Origin of the sequence: Acinetobacter sp. V89_4 (genome assembly GCF_029967875.1) — a bacterium.
Classification (GTDB): Bacteria; Pseudomonadota; Gammaproteobacteria; order Pseudomonadales; family Moraxellaceae; genus Acinetobacter; species Acinetobacter oleivorans.
Map to the genome: position 1 here is coordinate 1 of NZ_JASCAI010000026.1, position 20,086 is coordinate 20,086.

The following is a 20,086-nucleotide window of genomic DNA, read 5'->3' on the forward strand; positions in this document are numbered from 1 at the left end:
CCGTGAAGGTGGTCGTACTGTAGGTGCTGGTGTTGTTGCGAAAGTAACTGCATAAGCATAATATAGTGACGGATTACGTCTCAGGTTGAGGGCTTTGGCTCTCAACTTGCATTATAGGTCAGTAGTTCAATTGGTAGAGCGTCGGTCTCCAAAACCGAATGTTGGGGGTTCGAGTCCCTCCTGACCTGCCATATTTTGAAATAAAAAGCTTGATGCTGGCTTAGTTGTTCATATAATAAGTCGCGAGTTCTACGACGAGTACAAAAATGTCGAATGATAAATCGCGTGACGCATTGAGCGACGCGCCAATTCCTCAAAGAAATAATTCTGCTGAAGTTGTTCGTTCTGGTTCGCCTCTAGATATTGTTCTATGGGTGATTGCAATTGCATTCTTGCTTTTAGCTACTATGGTGAATCAGTATTTACCAGCGTATTGGGCGCCTGCAAATAATATTTGGGTGCGCGTTGGGGCAATTTTTGCTTGTATCGTTGTGGCTTTAGGTTTATTATACGCCACCCATCAAGGTAAAGGCTTCGTTCGTTTGCTAAAAGATGCACGAGTCGAATTGCGTCGAGTAACTTGGCCAACAAAACAAGAAACAGTCACTACATCGTGGCAGGTTCTATTGGTTGTAGTTGTTGCATCATTGGTTTTATGGTGCTTTGACTATGGTTTGGGTTGGTTAATTAAGTTGATTATCGGGTAAAAGAGCTATGAAACGTTGGTACATTATTCATGCCTACTCTGGCTATGAAAAACAAGTGTTGCGTTCGCTTACAGAACGAATCCAGCGTAGCGCTGTTGCTGATAGCTTTGGTGATGTCCTTGTTCCTACCGAAGAAGTGGTAGAAATGAAGGATGGTAAGAAACGTAAATCTGAGCGTAAATTCTTTCCTGGCTATGTATTAGTCGAAATGGAAATGAATGATGATACTTGGCATATCGTTAAAGAATGTCCAAAGGTTCTAGGTTTCATTGGTGGTACACCTGAAAAACCAGCACCAATCACTCAGCGCGAAGCAGATGCGATTCTTGCGCGTGTACGTAATACAGGTGAAGCACCACGTCCTAAGACGATGTTTGAGCCTGGTGAAGAATTACTTGTTATTGACGGTCCATTCACAGACTTTAAAGGTGTGGTGGAAGAAGTTCAATACGAAAAGTCACGTTTGACGTTGACGATTAATGTATTTAATCGACCAACTCAGGTTGAACTCGAATTTCGCCAAGTCGAAAAAACGATTTAATCTTAATTGGTTGAAAAGCGCCCGATTTTATCGGGCATTGTTGTTGTAACAGTAGTGTTGCGTAAAGATTGGGGAGCCTAGCGGCGTTCGTACCCAGAGGTATTTTAAAATGGCTAAGAAGATTGACGGCTATATCAAGCTGCAAGTTCCAGCTGGTAAAGCAAATCCATCTCCACCAATTGGTCCTGCATTAGGTCAACGTGGTGTAAACATCATGGCATTCTGTAAAGAATTCAATGCTGCTACACAAAAAGTTGAACCAGGTCTTCCAATTCCTGTAGTGATTACTGTGTACAACGACAAGTCGTTCACATTCATCATGAAAACTCCTCCAGCTTCTATTCTTCTTAAGAAAGCTGCTGGTATCCAAAAGGGTTCATCTGTACCAAACAAAACTAAAGTTGGTAAGTTGACTCGTGCTCAGTTAGAAGAAATTGCGACTACTAAAGAACCAGATTTAACTGGTGCTGATTTAGACGCACGTGTACGTACCATTGCTGGTTCTGCGCGTTCTATGGGCTTGGAAGTGGAGCTATAAGACATGGCAAAGTTAACTAAACGTCAAAAAGCCATTGCTGCTGCTGTTGAAGCAAACAAAGTTTACACTTTGGAAGAAGCAGTGCAAGTTCTTAACAGCCTACCTGCTGCAAAGTTCAAAGAATCTTTGGATGTAGCTGTAAATCTTGGGGTAGACCCACGTAAATCTGATCAGGTTGTTCGTGGTGCAACTACATTACCTGCAGGTACTGGTAAAACTGTACGTGTAGCTGTATTTGCTCAAGGCGCGCAAGCAGAAGCTGCTAAAGAAGCTGGTGCTGATGTTGTAGGTTTTGATGACCTTGCTGAAAGCATCCAAGGTGGAAACCTTGACTTTGATGTTGTAATCGCTGCTCCTGACGCTATGCGTGTTGTTGGTAAGCTCGGTACAATTCTTGGTCCACGTGGTTTAATGCCAAACCCTAAAGTTGGTACTGTAACTCCTGACGTAGCGAATGCTGTTAAAAACGCTAAATCTGGTCAGGCTCGTTACCGTGTAGACAAAGCGGGTATTATCCATGCTGCGATCGGTCAATTAGGCTTTGAAGCTGCTGCTATCCGTCAAAACGTTGAAACCTTAGTTGCTGACTTGAAAAAGTTAAAACCTGCAACTTCTAAAGGTGTATACATCAAAAAGATCACTTTGAGCTCAACTATGGGTCCTGGTCTTACTGTTGATGTAAGCAACGTTTCTAACTAAGTTTAAAACTTGGTCAAGAATTTTAAAGTCCTGATTGAGGGCAGGGTATAAAAATCATAGGTTTTTATACCCATTCAAAGTATTGCTTTGTTTCCTCACTCATCAGGCGGACTTTGAATTGATAAATGTAAATTTATCAGCGTCAAAGACCACAGGCGAAGAGACTTCTTATGAATATCTTCTTAATAGCCCAGCCTGCGTAGACGCGGTGGTGTGATTTATTCCTCCTCCGCGTGCAAGTCAAATCCTTATTGACTTGCGAATTGGGAGTGTACTTTTTTGAGTACATAAATCACCGTTAGGAGGTTTTACAATGGCTCTTCTTATTGAAAGCAAAAAACAGATCGTTGCTGAAGTGGCTCAAACTGCTTCTACAGCGTTCGCTGCCGTTGTTGCTGACTATCAAGGTTTAACCGTTGAGCAATTAACTACTCTTCGTGTTGAAGCTCGTAAACTAGGTGTTGCTACACGCGTTGTACGTAATACTTTGGCTAAACGTGCTCTTCAAGATACGCAATTTGCAATCTTGAATGACAACCTTGTTGGCCCAACAATCTTAGCATTCTCAACTTCTGAAGACGATATGGGTGCAGCTGCACGCTTGTTTGAAGAATTTGCTAAAACTAACAAAGCATTTGAATTAAAAGCTGCTGCATTTGACGGCAAACTTTATCAAGGTGCTGATGTTAGCGTTATCGCAAATCTTCCAAACCAAGAAAAAGCGCTTACTATGCTCGCATCTGTTCTTCAAGCTCCTATTTCGAAATTGGGTCGCTTACTTACAGCGCTTCAAGAGAAAAACGAGTCAGAAGCTGCTTAAGCTTAAATCTACTTCCACACCATTCAATACCCATTTGGAGTTAATCTCATGGCTTTAACAAACGAAGAAATCCTAAACGCAGTTGCTGAAAAAACTGTTCTTGAACTTGTTGAACTTATTTCTGCTTTTGAAGAAAAATTCAACGTATCTGCTGCTGCTGTAGCTGTAGCTGCTGCTCCTGCTGCTGCTGCTGCTGAAGAACAATCTGAATTCAACGTTGAGTTGACTTCTTTTGGTGCTAACAAAGTAGCTGTAATTAAAGCAGTTCGTGAAGCAACTGGCCTTGGTCTTAAAGAAGCTAAAGACCTAGTTGAAGGTGCTCCACAAGTTCTTAAAGAAGGCGTTTCTAAAGAAGAAGGCGAAGAACTTAAGAAGAAACTTGAAGAAGCTGGTGCTACAGTTACACTTAAGTAATTGTAAAAGGAGTCGGTTTTTAAATCGGCTCCATAAAATGGCTGATGGCTCTTGGGTCATCAGCCTTTTTGCGTTACAATAATCGGCTCGATTTTTGTTTGTTCTGTACAATAACTGTTATATTTCAGAAGAATCAAAGTAATTTCAAATGCTTACCAATATTTTTCTTTTTAAAAAATATTGTTAAGCGTTTTAATACCACTAAAAATTGCAGCATTTGTAAACAGTGGTGGCCATATCGGCCTGTGTAATTCCTTCTGAGCCCGTTCTGCAGGCGGGCTTGGTTTACTTTCCGAGGACTCCAGATGGCATACTCATATACCGAAAAGAAACGGATCCGTAAGAATTTTGGTAAATTGCCCCAAGTAATGGAAGCACCGTACTTACTTTCGATTCAGGTCGATTCGTATAGAACGTTCTTACAAGGCGGCAAATCTCCAAAAAACCGCGAAGATATCGGTCTCCAAGCCGCATTTCGTTCAGTTTTTCCTATAGAAAGTTATTCTGGCAATGCTGCTTTAGAATTTGTTGAGTATAGCCTTGGTAAGCCTGAGTTTGATGTGCGTGAATGTATTTTACGTGGTTCGACTTATGCGGCACCAATGCGCGTAAAAATTCGTTTGATTATTAAAGATCGCGAAACTAAATCTATTAAAGACGTACGTGAACAAGAAGTCTACATGGGTGAAATGCCACTCATGACAGACAACGGTACCTTTGTTATCAATGGTACTGAGCGTGTAATTGTATCTCAATTACATCGTTCACCTGGTGTGTTCTTCGATCACGATAAAGGCAAAACACATTCAAGTGGTAAAGTACTTTATTCTGCACGTATTATTCCTTACCGTGGTTCATGGTTAGATTTCGAATTTGATGCTAAAGATTTAGTTTATGTACGTATTGACCGTCGTCGTAAATTATTAGCAACTGTTGTGTTGCGTGCATTGGGTTATAACAATGAACAAATCTTGAATTTGTTCTATGAGAAAGTGCCTGTATATCTTGATATGGGTAGCTATCAAATTGACCTCGTTCCAGATCGTCTGCGTGGCGAAATGGCGCAATTTGATATTGCTGACAATGACGGTAAAATCATTGTTGAACAAGGTAAACGTATTAATGCACGTCACGTACGTCAAATGGAAGCTTCTGGTTTAGCTAAGCTATCAGTTCCTGATGAGTACTTGTATGAGCGTATCACTGCTGAAGACATTACTTTACGTAATGGTGATGTGATTGCTGCAAATACATTGTTAAGCCATGAAGTTATGGTGAAACTAGCAGAAGGTGGCGTTAAACAATTCAATATCTTGTTTACGAACGATATTGACCGTGGTTCATTTGTTGCTGACTCATTACGTGCTGACACAACATCTGGTCGTGAAGAAGCATTAGTTGAAATCTATAAAGTAATGCGTCCAGGCGAGCCACCAACAAAAGAAGCTGCTGAAAACTTATTTAATAACTTATTCTTCTCTTCTGAACGTTATGACTTATCTCCAGTAGGTCGTATGAAGTTTAACCGTCGTTTGGGTCGCCCATACGAAGTTGGTACTGACCAGAAGTCACGTGAAGTAGAAGGTATTTTATCGCACGAAGATATCATCGATGTATTACGTACATTAGTTGAAATCCGTAACGGTAAAGGTGAAGTCGACGATATCGATCACTTAGGTAACCGTCGTGTACGTTCTGTTGGTGAAATGACTGAAAACCAATTCCGTGTTGGTTTAGTTCGTGTTGAACGTGCTGTTAAAGAGCGTTTAAGCCAAGCAGAAACAGATAATTTGTCTCCGCAAGATCTCATTAACGCAAAACCAGTTGCAGCTGCAATCAAAGAATTCTTTGGTTCAAGCCAATTGTCTCAGTTTATGGATCAAAACAACCCATTATCTGAAATTACACATAAACGTCGTGTTTCAGCGCTTGGACCTGGTGGTTTAACGCGTGAACGTGCGGGCTTTGAAGTACGTGACGTACATCAAACTCACTATGGTCGTGTATGTCCAATTGAAACGCCTGAAGGTCCAAACATTGGTTTGATCAACTCGCTTTCTGTTTATGCAAAAGCAAATGATTTTGGTTTCTTGGAAACACCATACCGTAAAGTGGTAGATGGCCGAGTAACTGATGCTGTTGAATACCTTTCTGCTATTGAAGAAGTAGGTACTGTTATTGCACAGGCCGATTCTGCTGTAGATAAAGATGGTAACTTAACAGAAGAGTTTGTTTCTGTTCGTCATCAAGGTGAATTCGTACGTATTCCACCTGAAAAAGTGACGCATATGGATGTATCTGCACAGCAGGTTGTATCTGTAGCTGCATCACTTATTCCATTCCTTGAACACGATGACGCGAACCGTGCATTAATGGGTTCAAACATGCAACGTCAGGCCGTTCCTACTCTACGTGCGGATAAACCGCTTGTAGGTACAGGTATGGAAGCAAACGTAGCACGTGACTCTGGTGTATGTGTGATCGCAAACCGTGGTGGTGCGATTGAATATGTAGATGCTTCTCGTATCGTTATTCGTGTAAACGAAGATGAAATGATTGCAGGTGAGGCTGGTGTAGATATTTACAACCTCATTAAATATACACGTTCTAACCAAAACACTTGTATTAACCAAAATATTATCGTGAATTTGGGCGACAAAGTTGCTCGCGGTGACATTTTGGCAGACGGCCCGTCAACAGATATGGGTGAGCTTGCGCTTGGTCAAAACATGCGTGTAGCGTTCATGACGTGGAATGGTTACAACTACGAAGACTCGATCTTGTTATCTGAGCGCGTACTTCAAGAAGACCGTTTAACTTCTATTCATATTCAAGAATTATCATGTGTAGCACGTGATACTAAGTTAGGTGCAGAAGAAATTACTGCCGATATTCCTAACGTAGGTGAAGCTGCACTTTCTAAACTTGATGAATCAGGTATCGTTTATATCGGTGCTGAAGTTACTGCTGGTGACATCCTTGTTGGTAAAGTAACGCCTAAAGGTGAAACTCAGTTAACTCCTGAAGAAAAATTGCTTCGTGCAATCTTCGGTGAGAAAGCAGCTGACGTTAAAGACTCGTCTTTACGTGTTCCATCTGGTACTAAAGGTACAGTTATCGATGTTCAAGTCTTCACTCGTGATGGCTTAGAGAAAGATGACCGTGCGTTAGCAATTGAAAAAGCACAGCTTGACTCTTACCGTAAAGACTTGAAAGAAGAATACAAGATCTTTGAAGAAGCAGCTCGTGAGCGTGTAATTCGTTTGCTTAAAGGCCAAGAATCTAACGGTGGTGGTTCGACTAAACGTGGCGACAAACTTGTTGAAGATATGTTGTCTGGTTTAGAGCTTGTTGACTTACTTGAAATCCAACCTACAGACGAAGCAATTGCTGAACGTTTATCTCAAATTCAAGTGTTCTTGAAAGAGAAGAGCGCAGAAATTGATGAGAAGTTTGCAGAGAAGAAACGTAAGCTTTCGACTGGTGATGAGTTAACAACAGGCGTTCTGAAAGTTGTTAAAGTTTACCTAGCAGTTAAACGTCGTATTCAGCCTGGTGATAAAATGGCTGGTCGTCACGGTAACAAAGGTGTTGTATCTAACATTTTACCTGTTGAAGACATGCCACACGATGCGAACGGTGTACCAGTAGATATCGTATTGAACCCATTGGGTGTACCATCTCGTATGAACGTGGGTCAGATTCTTGAGACTCACTTGGGTATGGCGGCTAAAGGGCTTGGCGATAAAATCGAAAAAATGTTGAAAGAACAGCGTACAGTTTTAGAACTTCGCGAATTCTTAGACAAGATTTATAACAAAGTTGGTGGCGAGCAAGAAGATCTTGATAGCTTAACTGATGCTGAAGTTTTAGCTCTTTCTGGCAACTTACGTGCTGGTGTGCCTTTAGCTACTCCTGTATTTGATGGTGCTGAAGAAAGCCAAATTAAAGATTTACTTGAATTAGCTGACATTTCACGTACTGGTCAAACAGTATTGTTTGATGGTCGTACGGGTGAACAGTTTGATCGTCCTGTAACTGTAGGTTACATGTACATGCTCAAATTGAACCACTTGGTTGATGACAAAATGCATGCACGTTCAACTGGTTCTTACTCACTTGTTACACAACAACCGCTTGGTGGTAAAGCACAGTTCGGTGGTCAGCGTTTCGGTGAGATGGAGGTCTGGGCACTTGAAGCTTACGGCGCAGCATATACTCTTCAAGAGATGTTAACTGTTAAGTCGGATGACGTTGAAGGTCGTACACGCATCTATAAGAATATTGTAGATGGTAACCATTATATGGATCCGGGTATGCCTGAATCGTTCAACGTATTGACCAAAGAGATCCGTTCTTTAGGTATCAACATTGAACTGAAAAATGGTGACTAAGTCGTAAGACTCACGATTTTTTAGGAAAAAACAATATTTGTGACCCAGTCGGGTAAGCGTTGCTTCCCGACACACGGAGAAAAAAATTGAAAGACTTGCTCGATATCATGCGTAAGAAAACGGACTCAGATGGTCATGCACCAATTGAGTTTGACCGTATCCGTATTGGTCTTGCGTCACCAGAAATGATTAAGTCATGGTCTCATGGTGAAGTTAAAAAACCTGAGACAATTAACTACCGTACTTTTAAACCAGAACGTGACGGTTTGTTCTGTGCCAAAATTTTTGGTCCAGTAAAAGATTACGAATGCTTGTGTGGTAAATACAAGCGTATGAAATACAAAGGCGTCATTTGTGAAAAATGTGGCGTTGAAGTAACTACAGCGAAAGTTCGTCGTGAACGTATGGGTCACATTGAACTCGCTTCTCCAGTTGCACATATCTGGTTCTTAAAATCGTTACCATCTCGTATCGGTTTATTACTTGATATGACGCTTCGTGATATCGAACGCGTATTGTATTTCGAATCATACGTTGTAACTGATCCTGGTATGACTCCGTTTGAAAAGTACCAACTTTTAACAGACGAAGAATACTTCAATGCACTTGAAGAGCACGGTGATGAATTCACTGCGAAAATGGGTGCAGAAGCGATTCAGGACTTATTAAAAGATATCGATCTTGAAGCTGAAATCGCACGATTACGTGAAGAAATTCCTCAAACAACTTCTGAAACGAAGTTGAAAAAAGCGTCTAAACGCTTGAAATTGATGGAAGCATTCAACGATTCAAACAACAAGCCGGAATGGATGGTGATGAATGTACTTCCTGTACTTCCACCTGATTTACGTCCATTGGTTCCACTTGAAGGTGGTCGTTTCGCGACTTCTGACTTGAACGATTTATATCGTCGTGTCATTAACCGTAACAACCGTTTGAAGCGTCTTCTTGATCTTGCAGCACCAGACATTATCGTACGTAATGAAAAACGTATGTTACAAGAGTCTGTAGATGCATTACTTGATAACGGTCGTCGTGGTCGTGCAATTACCGGTTCTAACAAACGTCCATTAAAATCTTTGGCAGATATGATCAAAGGTAAACAAGGTCGTTTCCGTCAGAACTTACTTGGTAAGCGTGTTGACTATTCTGGCCGTTCGGTAATTACTGTAGGTCCTACTTTACGTCTTCACCAATGTGGTCTTCCGAAGAAAATGGCACTTGAATTATTCAAGCCATTTATTTTTGCGAAACTACAAGCTTCAGGTCAAGCAACAACCATTAAAGCTGCGAAGAAAATGGTTGAGCGCGAGACTCCAGAAGTTTGGGACGTTCTTGCTTCTGTAATTCGTCAACATCCAGTAATGTTGAACCGTGCGCCAACACTTCACCGTTTAGGTCTTCAAGCATTTGAACCTATTCTTATTGAAGGTAAGGCAATCCGTCTTCACCCACTCGTTTGTGCTGCGTTTAACGCCGACTTCGATGGTGACCAAATGGCGGTACACGTTCCATTGACACTTGAAGCACAGTTAGAAGCTCGTGCATTGATGATGTCAACAAACAACATCTTGTCACCAGCGAATGGTGAGCCGATCATCGTTCCTTCTCAGGACGTTGTCTTGGGTCTTTACTACATCACGCGTGATGCAGTAAATGCTAAAGGCGAAGGCATGGTGTTTGCTGATACTCACGAAGTAAACCGTGCACTTGCAACTGGTCAGGTTGCGATCCATGCTCGTGTTAAAGTGCGTGTGCATCAAACTGTTATCAATGAAAATGGTGAACGTGAACACGGAACTATTATTGTTGATACGACACCAGGTCGTTGTTTGCTTTGGGAAGTTGTTCCACAAGGCTTAAGCTTTGACATGATCAACCTTGAGATGACTAAAAAGAATATCTCGAAGTTAATCAACTCTTGCTACCGTAAACTTGGTTTGAAAGATACTGTTATCTTTGCTGACCAATTAATGTACTTGGGCTTCCGTCAAGCGACTCGTTCAGGTGTATCTGTAGGTATGGAAGACATGTTAATTCCACCTACTAAACACACAATTATTGATAAAGCTGAAACAGAAGTTCGTGAAATCGAACAACAGTTCGAACAAGGTTTCGTAACTGCTGGTGAGCGTTATAACAAAGTTGTCGATATCTGGGCGCGTACAAACGACCAAGTTGCTAAAGCGATGATGGATAACTTGTCTTATACACTTGTGAAAAACAAACAAGGTGAAGACGAGAAACAAAAATCATTCAACAGCATCTATATGATGTCTGACTCTGGTGCCCGTGGTAGTGCGGCGCAGATTCGTCAGCTTGCTGGTATGCGTGGCTTGATGGCAAAACCGGATGGTTCGATTATCGAAACACCGATTAAAGCGAACTTCCGTGAAGGTTTAACAGTACTTCAGTACTTTATTTCAACACACGGTGCGCGTAAAGGTTTGGCCGATACAGCATTAAAAACTGCGAACTCTGGTTACTTGACTCGTCGTCTTGTAGACGTAGCGCAAGATTTAGTAATTACCGAACCTGACTGTGGTACAGCTGGTGGTTTGGTAATGACTCCATTCATTCAAGGTGGTGATGTCATTGAGCCATTACGTGACCGCGTATTAGGTCGTGTAACTGCTGAAGACGTACGTCGTGCATCTGATGATGAAGTTGTATTACCTCGTGGTACGTTAATTGACGAAAAAATCGCAGCTCATCTTGAAGAAGCGGGTGTGGATGAAGTCAAAGTACGTTCAGTAATTGCTTGTGAATCTGCTTTTGGTGTATGTGCTAGATGTTATGGCCGTGACCTTGCACGTGGTCACTTGGTTAACCCAGGTGAATCAGTTGGTGTAATGGCAGCACAATCTATTGGTGAACCAGGTACACAGTTAACGATGCGTACGTTCCACGTTGGTGGTGCTGCGAGCCGAACTTCTGCTGCAAACAGTGTTCAAGTACGTAACAAAGGTACTGTACGTTTCCATAACGTGAAAACTGTACAACATGCAAAAGGCCACTTGGTTTCAGTTTCACGTTCAGGTGAAATTGGTATTGCCGATGATTTAGGTCGTGAGCGCGAGCGTTATAAACTTCCTTACGGTGCAAGCATCTTGTTGAAAGATGGTGAAGCTGTAGAAGCTGGCGGCATCGTAGCGACTTGGGATCCGCATACACATCCATTAGTAACAGAAGTTGCTGGTAAAGCACGTTTCAGTCAAATCGCTGATGGTGTAACTGCAACATCGAAAACTGATGATGCAACTGGTATGACTACTGTTGAAATCTTGCCTGTAACAGCTCGTCCTGCTTCTGGTAAAGATTTACGTCCTGCAATCGTGTTGGATACAACAGATGGCGGCGAACAGTTCTACTTCTTGCCACAAAACACAATCGTAACTGTTCGCGATGGCGAAACGATTGGTGTGGGTGACGTTATTGGTCGTGTACCACAAGAAACATCACGTACTCGTGATATTACCGGTGGTCTTCCGCGTGTAGCTGACTTGTTCGAAGCACGTAAACCGAAAGAACATGCAATTCTTGCTGAAGTTTCAGGTGTTGTAAGCTTCGGTAAAGAAACTAAAGGTAAAAACCGTTTAGTAATTACCCCAGATGATGGTTCTGAGATTTACGAAGAATTGATTCCAAAATGGCGTCAAATCAACGTGTTCGAAGGCGAGCATGTGAACCGTGGTGAAACAGTTTCTGATGGTCCACAAAACCCGCACGACATCTTACGTTTGAAAGGTGAAGTTGCATTAACTAACTACATCGTGAACGAAGTTCAAGACGTATACCGTCTCCAAGGTGTAAAAATCAACGACAAACATATTGAAGTTATCGTACGTCAAATGTTGCGTAAAGTTGATATCACTGATGGTGGCGATACAAGCTTCATCAAAGGCGAGCAAGTGGATTACATCCGCGTTGTTCAAGAGAACCAAGCTGTCTTGGCTCAGAACAAGTTCCCTGCGAAGTTTGAACGTCAATTGATGGGTATTACGAAAGCATCGCTTTCTACAGACTCGTTCATCTCTGCTGCATCGTTCCAGGAAACAACTCGTGTGTTAACTGAAGCTGCTGTAACAGGTAAAGAAGATGATTTACGTGGCTTGAAAGAAAACGTTGTAGTGGGTCGCTTGATTCCAGCTGGTACTGGTCTTGCATACCACTTAGAACGTCGTCGTCAAGAAGCAGAAGCTGCTGAACATGAGCTTCATAATGACTTCAGCGAAGTAGACCAAGCATTTAGCCAAGCATTAAACTCAGAACAATTCTAAGTTTAGACTGGCACTAAAAAAGGCACCTCAGGGTGCCTTTTTTTATTTATAACAATTAAAAGTGGTAATTACATAAACATATTAAAGAGCCATTATTTTATTACTTAAGCAGGATAAACGCTCCACAAAAACAGATTAGGCTACATGCTTATGAAGACTGGAGTAAATCTAATGAAAAAAATGATGATGATTGTGAGCGTTGGCCTGATGTCAACAACTTTGTTTGTTGGTTGCCAAAATGCAAGCCCAGAGAGTAAACGTATTGGTTCGGCTGCGATTGGTGGTGGTGCAGGTGGTGCTGTAGGTAAACATGTGGGTGGTAATATTGGCGCAGGTTTAGGAGCGGCTCTCGGTGCTGGCGTAGCAGCTAATGCAAAAGGATCTAGTAGTAAAACCGTGCGTAATAGTGCAATTGGTGCCGGTGTTGGTGCGGTGTTAGGTGGTGCAATCATTGGTGGCGATGCCGGTGCTGCTACAGGTGGAGCACTGGGTGGTAGTGCGGGCGCAGCTTATGAAGAGAAGAAAGGGAAGTACTAAAATTATTCCTAATAATGTTTAAGCCTAGAAGTCTTTAACCTGTTAGAGACTTCTTTTTTATGTCTTTTTTATAATTAAAATTTTGTTTGATGAGTATAAATAGATGAGCTTTACAAAATATCAATCGATTAGGACAGATGAATAACACAATCTGATCAAATTCCTCATAAAAGAGGATTATTCTTTTTATTAGAACAGGTAGTAGGAGTATGGCCATGAAAAAAACAATAGGATTAGTTTCTGCTTTAATGTTGTCTACGCTTATGATTACGGGTTGTCAAAATATGAGTCCGTCTGACCAGCGTATTGGTGCAGCAGCAGCAGGTGGAGCACTAGGTGGTGGCTTAGGTAACCATGTAGGTGGTGGTGTTGGTGCAGGCTTAGGTGCAGCAGTAGGTGCTGGTGTTGGTTCAAATAGCCAAGGCGGTAGTAAACAAACCACGACTAAGAGTGCAATCGGAGCTGGTATTGGTTCTGTGGTAGGTAAAGCAATATTGGGTGGTGACTCTGGTGCTGCAATTGGCGGTGCGATCGGTGGTGGTGCTGGTGCAGCGATTGAAGAAAAAAGATAACACCCTATTGATTGAATAAAATAAGCGCTTTTTAGCGCTTATTTTCATTGAGGGAAAGGTTTTGCTTTTTTACGTCGGATATAAAGCGTTTTTTTAACTTCGGCAATTCTTACCCCAGATTCATCAAAAATGTTTAGATGATAAGTTCTTAAAACAGGGTCGTAGTTTTCAGCAAGCTCACGTATTTGCTCAATCTCAGCTAAATCTACTCGAATGTCTGCATGTACTGTACTTCGACCAGGGGAAAGAAAATTAATTTCAGCAGCTTTATCCCAGACAATATATTTTGATCCGAGATGATGCAGCAGAATCATCATGTAAAATGGATCAACCATTGAATAAAGACTGCCCCCAAAGTGTGTTCCGACCAAGTTTTGGTTTTTCCAAGTCAGCGGCATTTTCACACGTACATGGCAAAGTTCTAAATTCATGATTTCAATATAAATCCCTGCACCACGATAAGGTGGGTAATGATTAAATAGAAATTTTGAAATCGTAGGATTGTTCTGAAGTCTTCTTAAAATAGCCATAATAGTCAATTTTTTTTATTGAAACAGTATTCATACTAGATAAGTATCATCTTTTTTATATTGATGGCAATGCTCTATCCGACTAACGACATGATCGATTGAAAAACAAGATAGGAAATGATTATGCAGCCAAAAGTTCATACAGTAACAACAAGTGACCAACAAACCCTTTGTGCCAAAACATGGGGCGACGAAAAAAATACACCGTTGGTTTTAGTACATGGTTATCCTGACAATCAAGAAGTATGGGAATCAATCATTGAAAATTTAATCAATGACTTTTACATTGTCACCTATGATGTACGTGGGGCGGGTTTGTCGTCTATACCAAAACGTATACGCGATTACCGTTTAGAGCGGTTATCTCTAGATTTACAAGAAGTGGTTGATGAATTATTACAAAATCGTCAATTCCATATGGCTGCACACGATTGGGGTTCAATTCAATCTTGGGAGTCGGTAACTGAGCCTAAATTTAAAGGACGGTTATTATCATACACAACCATTTCTGGGCCATGTCTTGACCATGCTGCTTTATTTTTGCGTGATAAATTTAAATCTTCACCAGCTCAGATCCTAAAAATATTAACCAAATCTTGGTATATCGGTGCATTCCATCTTCCTTTGTTAGCACCAACAGTATGGTCTCTTTTTAGCCCTGAAAAATGGGGGAAAGTCCTGACTCAGCTAGAGAGAAAAAGTAATTTACCTTTAAATAATAATATTAATGCAGATGGGAAATATGGCATTAATTTATATCGGGCAAATTTTATTCCTCGTTTAACTGGCCCTCGTCAGCGTTATGCTCAATGTCCAGTTAAAGCCGTTATTTTAAAATATGATACTTTTGTGAGCCCTGAATATATTACTGAGGCTATGCCAAAGTGGGTAGAAAATTTTGAATATGTAGAGTTTGAAGCAAATCACTGGGCAATTCTAAGTGAGCCGGAAAAAATTGCAGATCATATTCGTCAGTTTATTAAGGCCCAAGCTTAATCATTGAGTGACTGCATAAAACTGTTAATTCGGCGATATTTTCGGCTTCATAGGTCTGAATCTGATAGAATGTCGCCTTTTGTTTTGCTCTGAATTTATTCATGAATGCTGTCGTTATTGCGATTGCAGTGATGTTTTTATTATCACTGGCACGCGTTTCTGTCGTACTGACTTTAGTGGTTTCTGCCATTGTAGGCGGCCTCGTAGCAGGTTTAAGCCTTTCTCAAACCGTTGATGCCTTTAACGCTGGTCTTGGCGATGGTGCTGAAGTTGCACTTGCCTATGCTGTGTTAGGTGCATTTGCTCTGGCACTTTCAAAATCTGGTTTACCTGATTTACTTGCCCATAAACTGATTGGTTTGTTGGGAATGGAAGCAGGAAAAAGCCGCGAAACGAAAGTGAAATATCTACTGTTAGGTATTTTACTCATCGCTGCTATTTTCTCTCAGAACCTTATCCCGGTTCATATTGCCTTTATCCCTGTGCTCGTTCCGCCATTATTACGGGTAATGAACCATTTAAAGTTAGATCGTCGAGCAGCAGCCTGTGTGCTTACGCTAGGTTTAGTCGGAACTTATATTTTTCTTCCGGTTGGATTTGGTGCAATTTTCCTTGAACAAATTTTGATGGGGAATATCAACAAAGTTGGCGCAGCGTATGGCTTACATGTAGAGCGTGGCATGATGTCAATTGGCATGGCTATTCCAGTTCTGGGAATGGTTTTAGGTACTTTGGTTGCTGTATTTATTAGCTACCGTAAACCAAGAATTTATGCTGATCGCGCTATTACACCAACTACAACGATTGATTTAGATAAACCTCTTCGTGCAACAGCGCAAGATGAAACAGCTGACTTAAAAGCAGATGCAGAAGAGTTAAAGCATGAGGCAGAGCAAGCACCCGTAATTGCAAAGAAAACGATCTATATGGCATTGCTTGCAATTGGCCTGACACTCGCTGCACAGCTCTATTCGGGTTCAATGATTTTAGGTGGTTTAGTCGGTTTTGCTGTTCTCTCTACTGCCGGAATTTTTAAGTGGCAAGATGCAGATGATGTCTTTGTACAAGGCATGCGAATGATGGCTTTGGTAGGTTTCATTATGATTTCTGCTGCGGGCTTTGCATCGGTAATGACGCATACAGGGGATATCAATCAACTGGTCAAAGGTGTGGTTGAAATCATTGGGGATAATCGAGCACTTGCAGCTTTCTTAATGCTTTGTATTGGTTTATTTGTCACGATTGGTATTGGTTCATCTTTCTCAAGTGTACCTGTGTTGGCCGTTATTTATGTACCGTTATGCGTACAGTTTGGATTTTCACCATTAGCGACGATTGCCCTTATTGGAACAGCAGCAGCATTAGGTGATGCAGGCTCGCCAGCTTCTGATTCGACCTTAGGCCCAACAGCTGGTTTAGGTGTAGATGGGCAACATGACCATATATGGGATACGGTTGTACCTACATTTATTCATTTCAATATTCCGCTATTAATTTTTGGCTGGATTGCTGCAATGGTTTTATAGATTTTTTATAAAACATTAAATTATTAACCTTCTTAATGATGATCTTTAGATTTAAATTAAGAAGGTTTTTTTATTGGTTAAATAAAAGATGTATTTAAAATAAATTATATTAAAATACTCAGAATTAAAAAGTATATTAAAATGGTTGGTAATATAAAATAATCTTGATTAATAAGGTTGGAATAAAAACCAATTAAAATGGTTGGTTAATATATAATTTTATTTAAAACAGTTATTTAAAAATAAATGATAAATTAATTTTATAATGTGTATTGCATGATTTTAAAATACATGTTTATTATAAATATAAATAAGTTTGGAGATATTAAAGTGTTCAAAAAAGTTTTAGTTGTTGCATTAATGGGGATGTCTTCTTTTACTTTTGCTGGTAACTGGCAAGTTAAATTTGGTGGAAGTGTTATCGCTCCTTCGGAAGATACGACACTTGCTGAAAACACTGTAGTTAAAGCAGATCATGAATATGCATTTACACCATCGGTAGAATACTTTTTTGGTCAGTCTCCATTTTCGGCAGAGTTATTATTAGCAGCACCTGTTAACCATGATGTGTTGCTAAATGGAAATAAGGTAGCGAGTCTTAAACAGTTACCACCAACGATTACTGCTAAATATCATTTTAAAAATTCGACTCGTTTTACGCCATATATTGGTGTTGGTGCAACAGCATTTATTGCTTGGGATGAAGATGGCATTGTAAAAGATGTGAAAGAAGATTTTGGTGTGGCAGGACAAGTTGGTTTTAATTTCCAACCTGCAGATGCTAAAAACTGGGGAGTATTTGTAGATGTTCGTTATGCTGATATAAGCCCAGAAGTTACTTTAAATGATGGGACTAAGTTTGATCTAGATATTAATCCGTTTGTTTACACTTTAGGTTATAGCTATAAATTTTAAGCATAATAATAAATAGAAAAAATATAATAATAAACCTAGACTCAGGCACCTCACATATATTTTATGTGAGGTTTTTTTATGGATTTTATTTGCACTAAAAAAAGCATAAAACAGACAGTTTTATACATATCTTATGCTAATTTTTTTCTAAACTAATTTCTATTCATTACAAAACATGGGAATAAAATCATGAACAAAAAATTAGCGATGTGTTTGGCTGTTTTTAGTGGTATTGCTTTTACACAGAGTTTGCAAGCCGCAAGTTTCTCATGTGATACTGCAAAAACGAAAACGGAAAAAAGTATTTGTAAAAACCGTTCTTTAAATGATGCCGATGTGAAAATGGCGACGACCTATCAAATTGTTCTGCATGCTTTACCAATGGGCGGGCGGGACAACCAAAAAGATGCTCAGCAACAATGGCTAAAAAAAAGAAATGCCTGTGCGGCTGGTGTAAGTTGTATTAGCAAAGCTTATCAACAACGACAACAGCAGCTAGACGCGATATTGCAAGATAGAGTGTTAAGCCACGGTCCATTTTAATTAGAGTAAAAATTTTTAATATTCAGGATTGAAAAATTCTAGAAGTACTCCATTCATAAAGCATTCGAGAACAAACAGACTTCAAAATTTAAGGAGTGATTTATGAGTGAACAAGCATCACAAAATTATAGTTTCCAAGCGGAAGTTGCACAGCTTTTACATTTAGTGACGCATTCTCTCTATTCTAACCCTGAGATTTTCTTACGTGAGCTGATCTCTAATGCATCAGATGCATGCGATAAGTTGCGTTTTGAAGGAATTAATCATCCTGAATATTATGAAAATGATCCAGATTTACATGTACGAGTCATTTTAAATAAAGAAGATAAAACTTTAACGATTTCTGATAATGGTATTGGCTTAAACCAGCAAGAAGCGATTGATAACTTAGGTACGATTGCAAAATCGGGTACTAAAGATTTCATGTCAAAATTGACTGGCGATCAAAAAGCAGATGCTCAGTTGATTGGTCAATTTGGTGTTGGCTTTTACTCAGGTTTTATTGTTGCCGATAAAATTACCGTGGAATCACGCCGTGCGGGTCTAGATGCATCTGAAGGGGTGCGTTGGATTAGTGGTGGTACAGGCGAGTTTGAAGTTCAACAAATTGATAAAGCTTCACGTGGTACCGACATTATTCTTCACTTACGTGATGACGCGCTTGATTATTTAGAATCTTATAAAGTTAAGCAGATCGTTAATAAATACTCTGATCACATTAGCTTGCCAATTGAAATGCAAAAAGAAGTTTGGCAAGAAGAAGAGGTTGCTGAAGGTGAAGAGCCTAAAGGCGGCCAAATGGTTAAAACTGGCGAGTGGGAAGCAATTAACTCAGCCAGCGCTTTATGGACACGTAACAAGAGCGAAGTGACTGAAGAGCAGTACGTTGAGTTCTATAAAAACTTAACGCATGACTTTGAAGCGCCACTGGCTTGGGCGCATAACCGTGTTGAAGGTAGTACCGAATATACACAGTTACTTTATATTCCAAGTAAAGCATCACATGACATTTTTACTCGTGAAGCCAAAGCGGGTATTAAGCTCTATGTAAAACGTGTCTTTATTATGGATGATGCGGATAATTTAATTCCAAATTATCTACGTTTTGTTCAAGGTGTAGTGGATAGTGCTGATTTACCACTGAATGTCAGCCGTGAGTTGTTGCAAGAAAGCCGTGATGTCAAAACGATTCGTGAAGGTAATGCACGCCGCGTATTAACTGTACTTGATGGCTTGGCTAAATCGGAAAATGAAAAAGACCAAGAAAAATTCAAGACGTTCTACAGTGAGTTTGGTTCAGTACTTAAAGAAGGCTTAGGCGAAGACTTTGGTAACCGCGAACGTATTTTAAAATTATTACGTTATGCGACATCAACAAATGATGAAGTAACGACTTCTTTCGCTGACTATAAGGCACGTATGAAAGAGGGCCAAAAAGCCATCTACTATGTGACTGCTGACAGTTTAGCGGCAGCGAAAAACTCACCGCAGCTTGAGTTGTTCAAGAAAAAAGGCATTGAAGTATTATTAATGGCTGAACGTGTTGATGAATGGGCAATGAATTTTGTTCAAGAGTTTGACGGTACACCATTAAAGAATGTCTCTAAAGGGGCGGTTGATTTAGGTGACTTACAAGATGCTGAAGAGAAAAAGGCACTTGAGCAAGCAGCTGAACAGTTTAAGCCTGTTGTTGAGAAACTAAGTGACTCATTGAAAGCTAAAACGCAAGAAGTGCGTGTAACGACACGTCTAGTTGATTCTCCTGCATGTTTAGTGACAAGTGAAGGTGAATTATCGCCTCAACTTATTCGTATGCTTAAACAGGCAGGACAAGCAGTACCAGAAATCAAACCAATTTTAGAAATTAACCCTGAGCATCCATTGGTGAAGAAACTCGAAAGTTCAGAACAGTTTGATGACTTGGCTAACGTCATTTTTGATCAGGCTGTTATTGCTGAAGGTGGTTTACCGGAAGACCCAGCAGCTTATGTAAAACGTATTAATAGCTTATTGCTGAAATAATTCAGTTTAAAAAAAGCCTCTGAACCTTCAGGGGCTTTTTTGTGGATAAAGA

General features: G+C 40.4%; 16 protein-coding genes and 1 tRNA gene. 16 read left to right on the forward strand and 1 reads right to left on the reverse strand.

Features of this window, described 5'->3' with window-relative positions; all coding sequences use genetic code 11:
- Positions 1-115: 115 nt before the first annotated feature.
- From QLG01_RS11160 to QLG01_RS11210, 11 genes are all read left to right on the forward strand, one after another.
- Positions 116-191 (forward strand) — tRNA-Trp (locus QLG01_RS11160).
- 75 nt (positions 192-266) lie between these two features.
- The gene (gene secE / locus QLG01_RS11165) at positions 267-707 is read left to right on the forward strand and encodes a preprotein translocase subunit SecE (protein ID WP_004795106.1); all 441 of its coding nucleotides are present in this window, start codon (positions 267-269) and stop codon (positions 705-707) included.
- A gap of 7 nt (positions 708-714) precedes the next feature.
- The gene (gene nusG / locus QLG01_RS11170) at positions 715-1,248 is read left to right on the forward strand and encodes a transcription termination/antitermination protein NusG (protein ID WP_003654499.1); all 534 of its coding nucleotides are present in this window, start codon (positions 715-717) and stop codon (positions 1,246-1,248) included.
- Between the two features lie 109 nt (positions 1,249-1,357).
- Positions 1,358-1,786 (forward strand): 50S ribosomal protein L11, encoded by a 429-nt coding sequence (gene rplK / locus QLG01_RS11175; RefSeq protein WP_001074682.1) that lies wholly within the window; start codon positions 1,358-1,360, stop codon positions 1,784-1,786.
- A gap of 3 nt (positions 1,787-1,789) precedes the next feature.
- Positions 1,790-2,485, forward strand: a complete 696-nt coding sequence (rplA, locus tag QLG01_RS11180) for a 50S ribosomal protein L1 (RefSeq protein WP_005301727.1) — start codon at positions 1,790-1,792, stop codon at positions 2,483-2,485.
- Between the two features lie 313 nt (positions 2,486-2,798).
- Positions 2,799-3,305, forward strand: coding sequence for a 50S ribosomal protein L10 (rplJ, locus tag QLG01_RS11185; RefSeq protein ID WP_004699170.1), 507 nt, complete (start codon positions 2,799-2,801; stop codon positions 3,303-3,305).
- A gap of 48 nt (positions 3,306-3,353) precedes the next feature.
- Entirely contained in the window at positions 3,354-3,719 is a 366-nt protein-coding gene (rplL, locus tag QLG01_RS11190; protein WP_005037257.1) for a 50S ribosomal protein L7/L12, read from the forward strand.
- Positions 3,720-4,024: 305 nt separating this feature from the next.
- A complete protein-coding gene (gene rpoB, locus QLG01_RS11195) occupies positions 4,025-8,113 on the forward strand; it encodes a DNA-directed RNA polymerase subunit beta (protein WP_005301734.1) in 4,089 nt (1,362 codons plus the stop codon).
- An 86-nt stretch (positions 8,114-8,199) separates the two neighbouring features.
- Complete coding sequence (gene rpoC, locus QLG01_RS11200) at positions 8,200-12,393, forward strand: DNA-directed RNA polymerase subunit beta' (RefSeq protein WP_013199106.1); 4,194 nt, start codon at positions 8,200-8,202, stop codon at positions 12,391-12,393.
- A 171-nt stretch (positions 12,394-12,564) separates the two neighbouring features.
- Positions 12,565-12,930, forward strand: coding sequence for a hypothetical protein (locus QLG01_RS11205; RefSeq protein WP_005301737.1), 366 nt, complete (start codon positions 12,565-12,567; stop codon positions 12,928-12,930).
- A gap of 215 nt (positions 12,931-13,145) precedes the next feature.
- Positions 13,146-13,502 carry a hypothetical protein gene (locus QLG01_RS11210; RefSeq protein ID WP_004795095.1) on the forward strand — a complete coding sequence of 119 codons (357 nt, stop codon included), beginning with the start codon at positions 13,146-13,148 and terminating at the stop codon, positions 13,500-13,502.
- 44 nt (positions 13,503-13,546) lie between these two features.
- On the opposite strand, the gene QLG01_RS11215 is transcribed toward QLG01_RS11210, so the two are convergent.
- Positions 13,547-14,032, reverse strand: a complete 486-nt coding sequence (locus QLG01_RS11215; protein WP_005301740.1) for a DUF4442 domain-containing protein — start codon at positions 14,030-14,032, stop codon at positions 13,547-13,549.
- A 117-nt stretch (positions 14,033-14,149) separates the two neighbouring features.
- Between QLG01_RS11215 and QLG01_RS11220 the strand changes: the two genes are divergently transcribed.
- From QLG01_RS11220 to htpG, 5 genes are all read left to right on the forward strand, one after another.
- Positions 14,150-15,028, forward strand: a complete 879-nt coding sequence (locus tag QLG01_RS11220) for an alpha/beta fold hydrolase (protein WP_282496459.1) — start codon at positions 14,150-14,152, stop codon at positions 15,026-15,028.
- A gap of 101 nt (positions 15,029-15,129) precedes the next feature.
- The gene (locus tag QLG01_RS11225) at positions 15,130-16,554 is read left to right on the forward strand and encodes a Na+/H+ antiporter NhaC family protein (protein WP_005301747.1); all 1,425 of its coding nucleotides are present in this window, start codon (positions 15,130-15,132) and stop codon (positions 16,552-16,554) included.
- Between the two features lie 330 nt (positions 16,555-16,884).
- Positions 16,885-17,469: an OmpW family outer membrane protein gene (locus QLG01_RS11230; RefSeq protein WP_004795086.1), complete on the forward strand. Its 585-nt coding sequence runs from the start codon at positions 16,885-16,887 to the stop codon at positions 17,467-17,469.
- A 189-nt stretch (positions 17,470-17,658) separates the two neighbouring features.
- Positions 17,659-18,012 (forward strand): lysozyme inhibitor LprI family protein, encoded by a 354-nt coding sequence (locus QLG01_RS11235; protein ID WP_282496460.1) that lies wholly within the window; start codon positions 17,659-17,661, stop codon positions 18,010-18,012.
- Between the two features lie 102 nt (positions 18,013-18,114).
- Positions 18,115-20,034: a molecular chaperone HtpG gene (gene htpG, locus QLG01_RS11240; protein ID WP_282496461.1), complete on the forward strand. Its 1,920-nt coding sequence runs from the start codon at positions 18,115-18,117 to the stop codon at positions 20,032-20,034.
- Positions 20,035-20,086 lie beyond the last annotated feature (52 nt).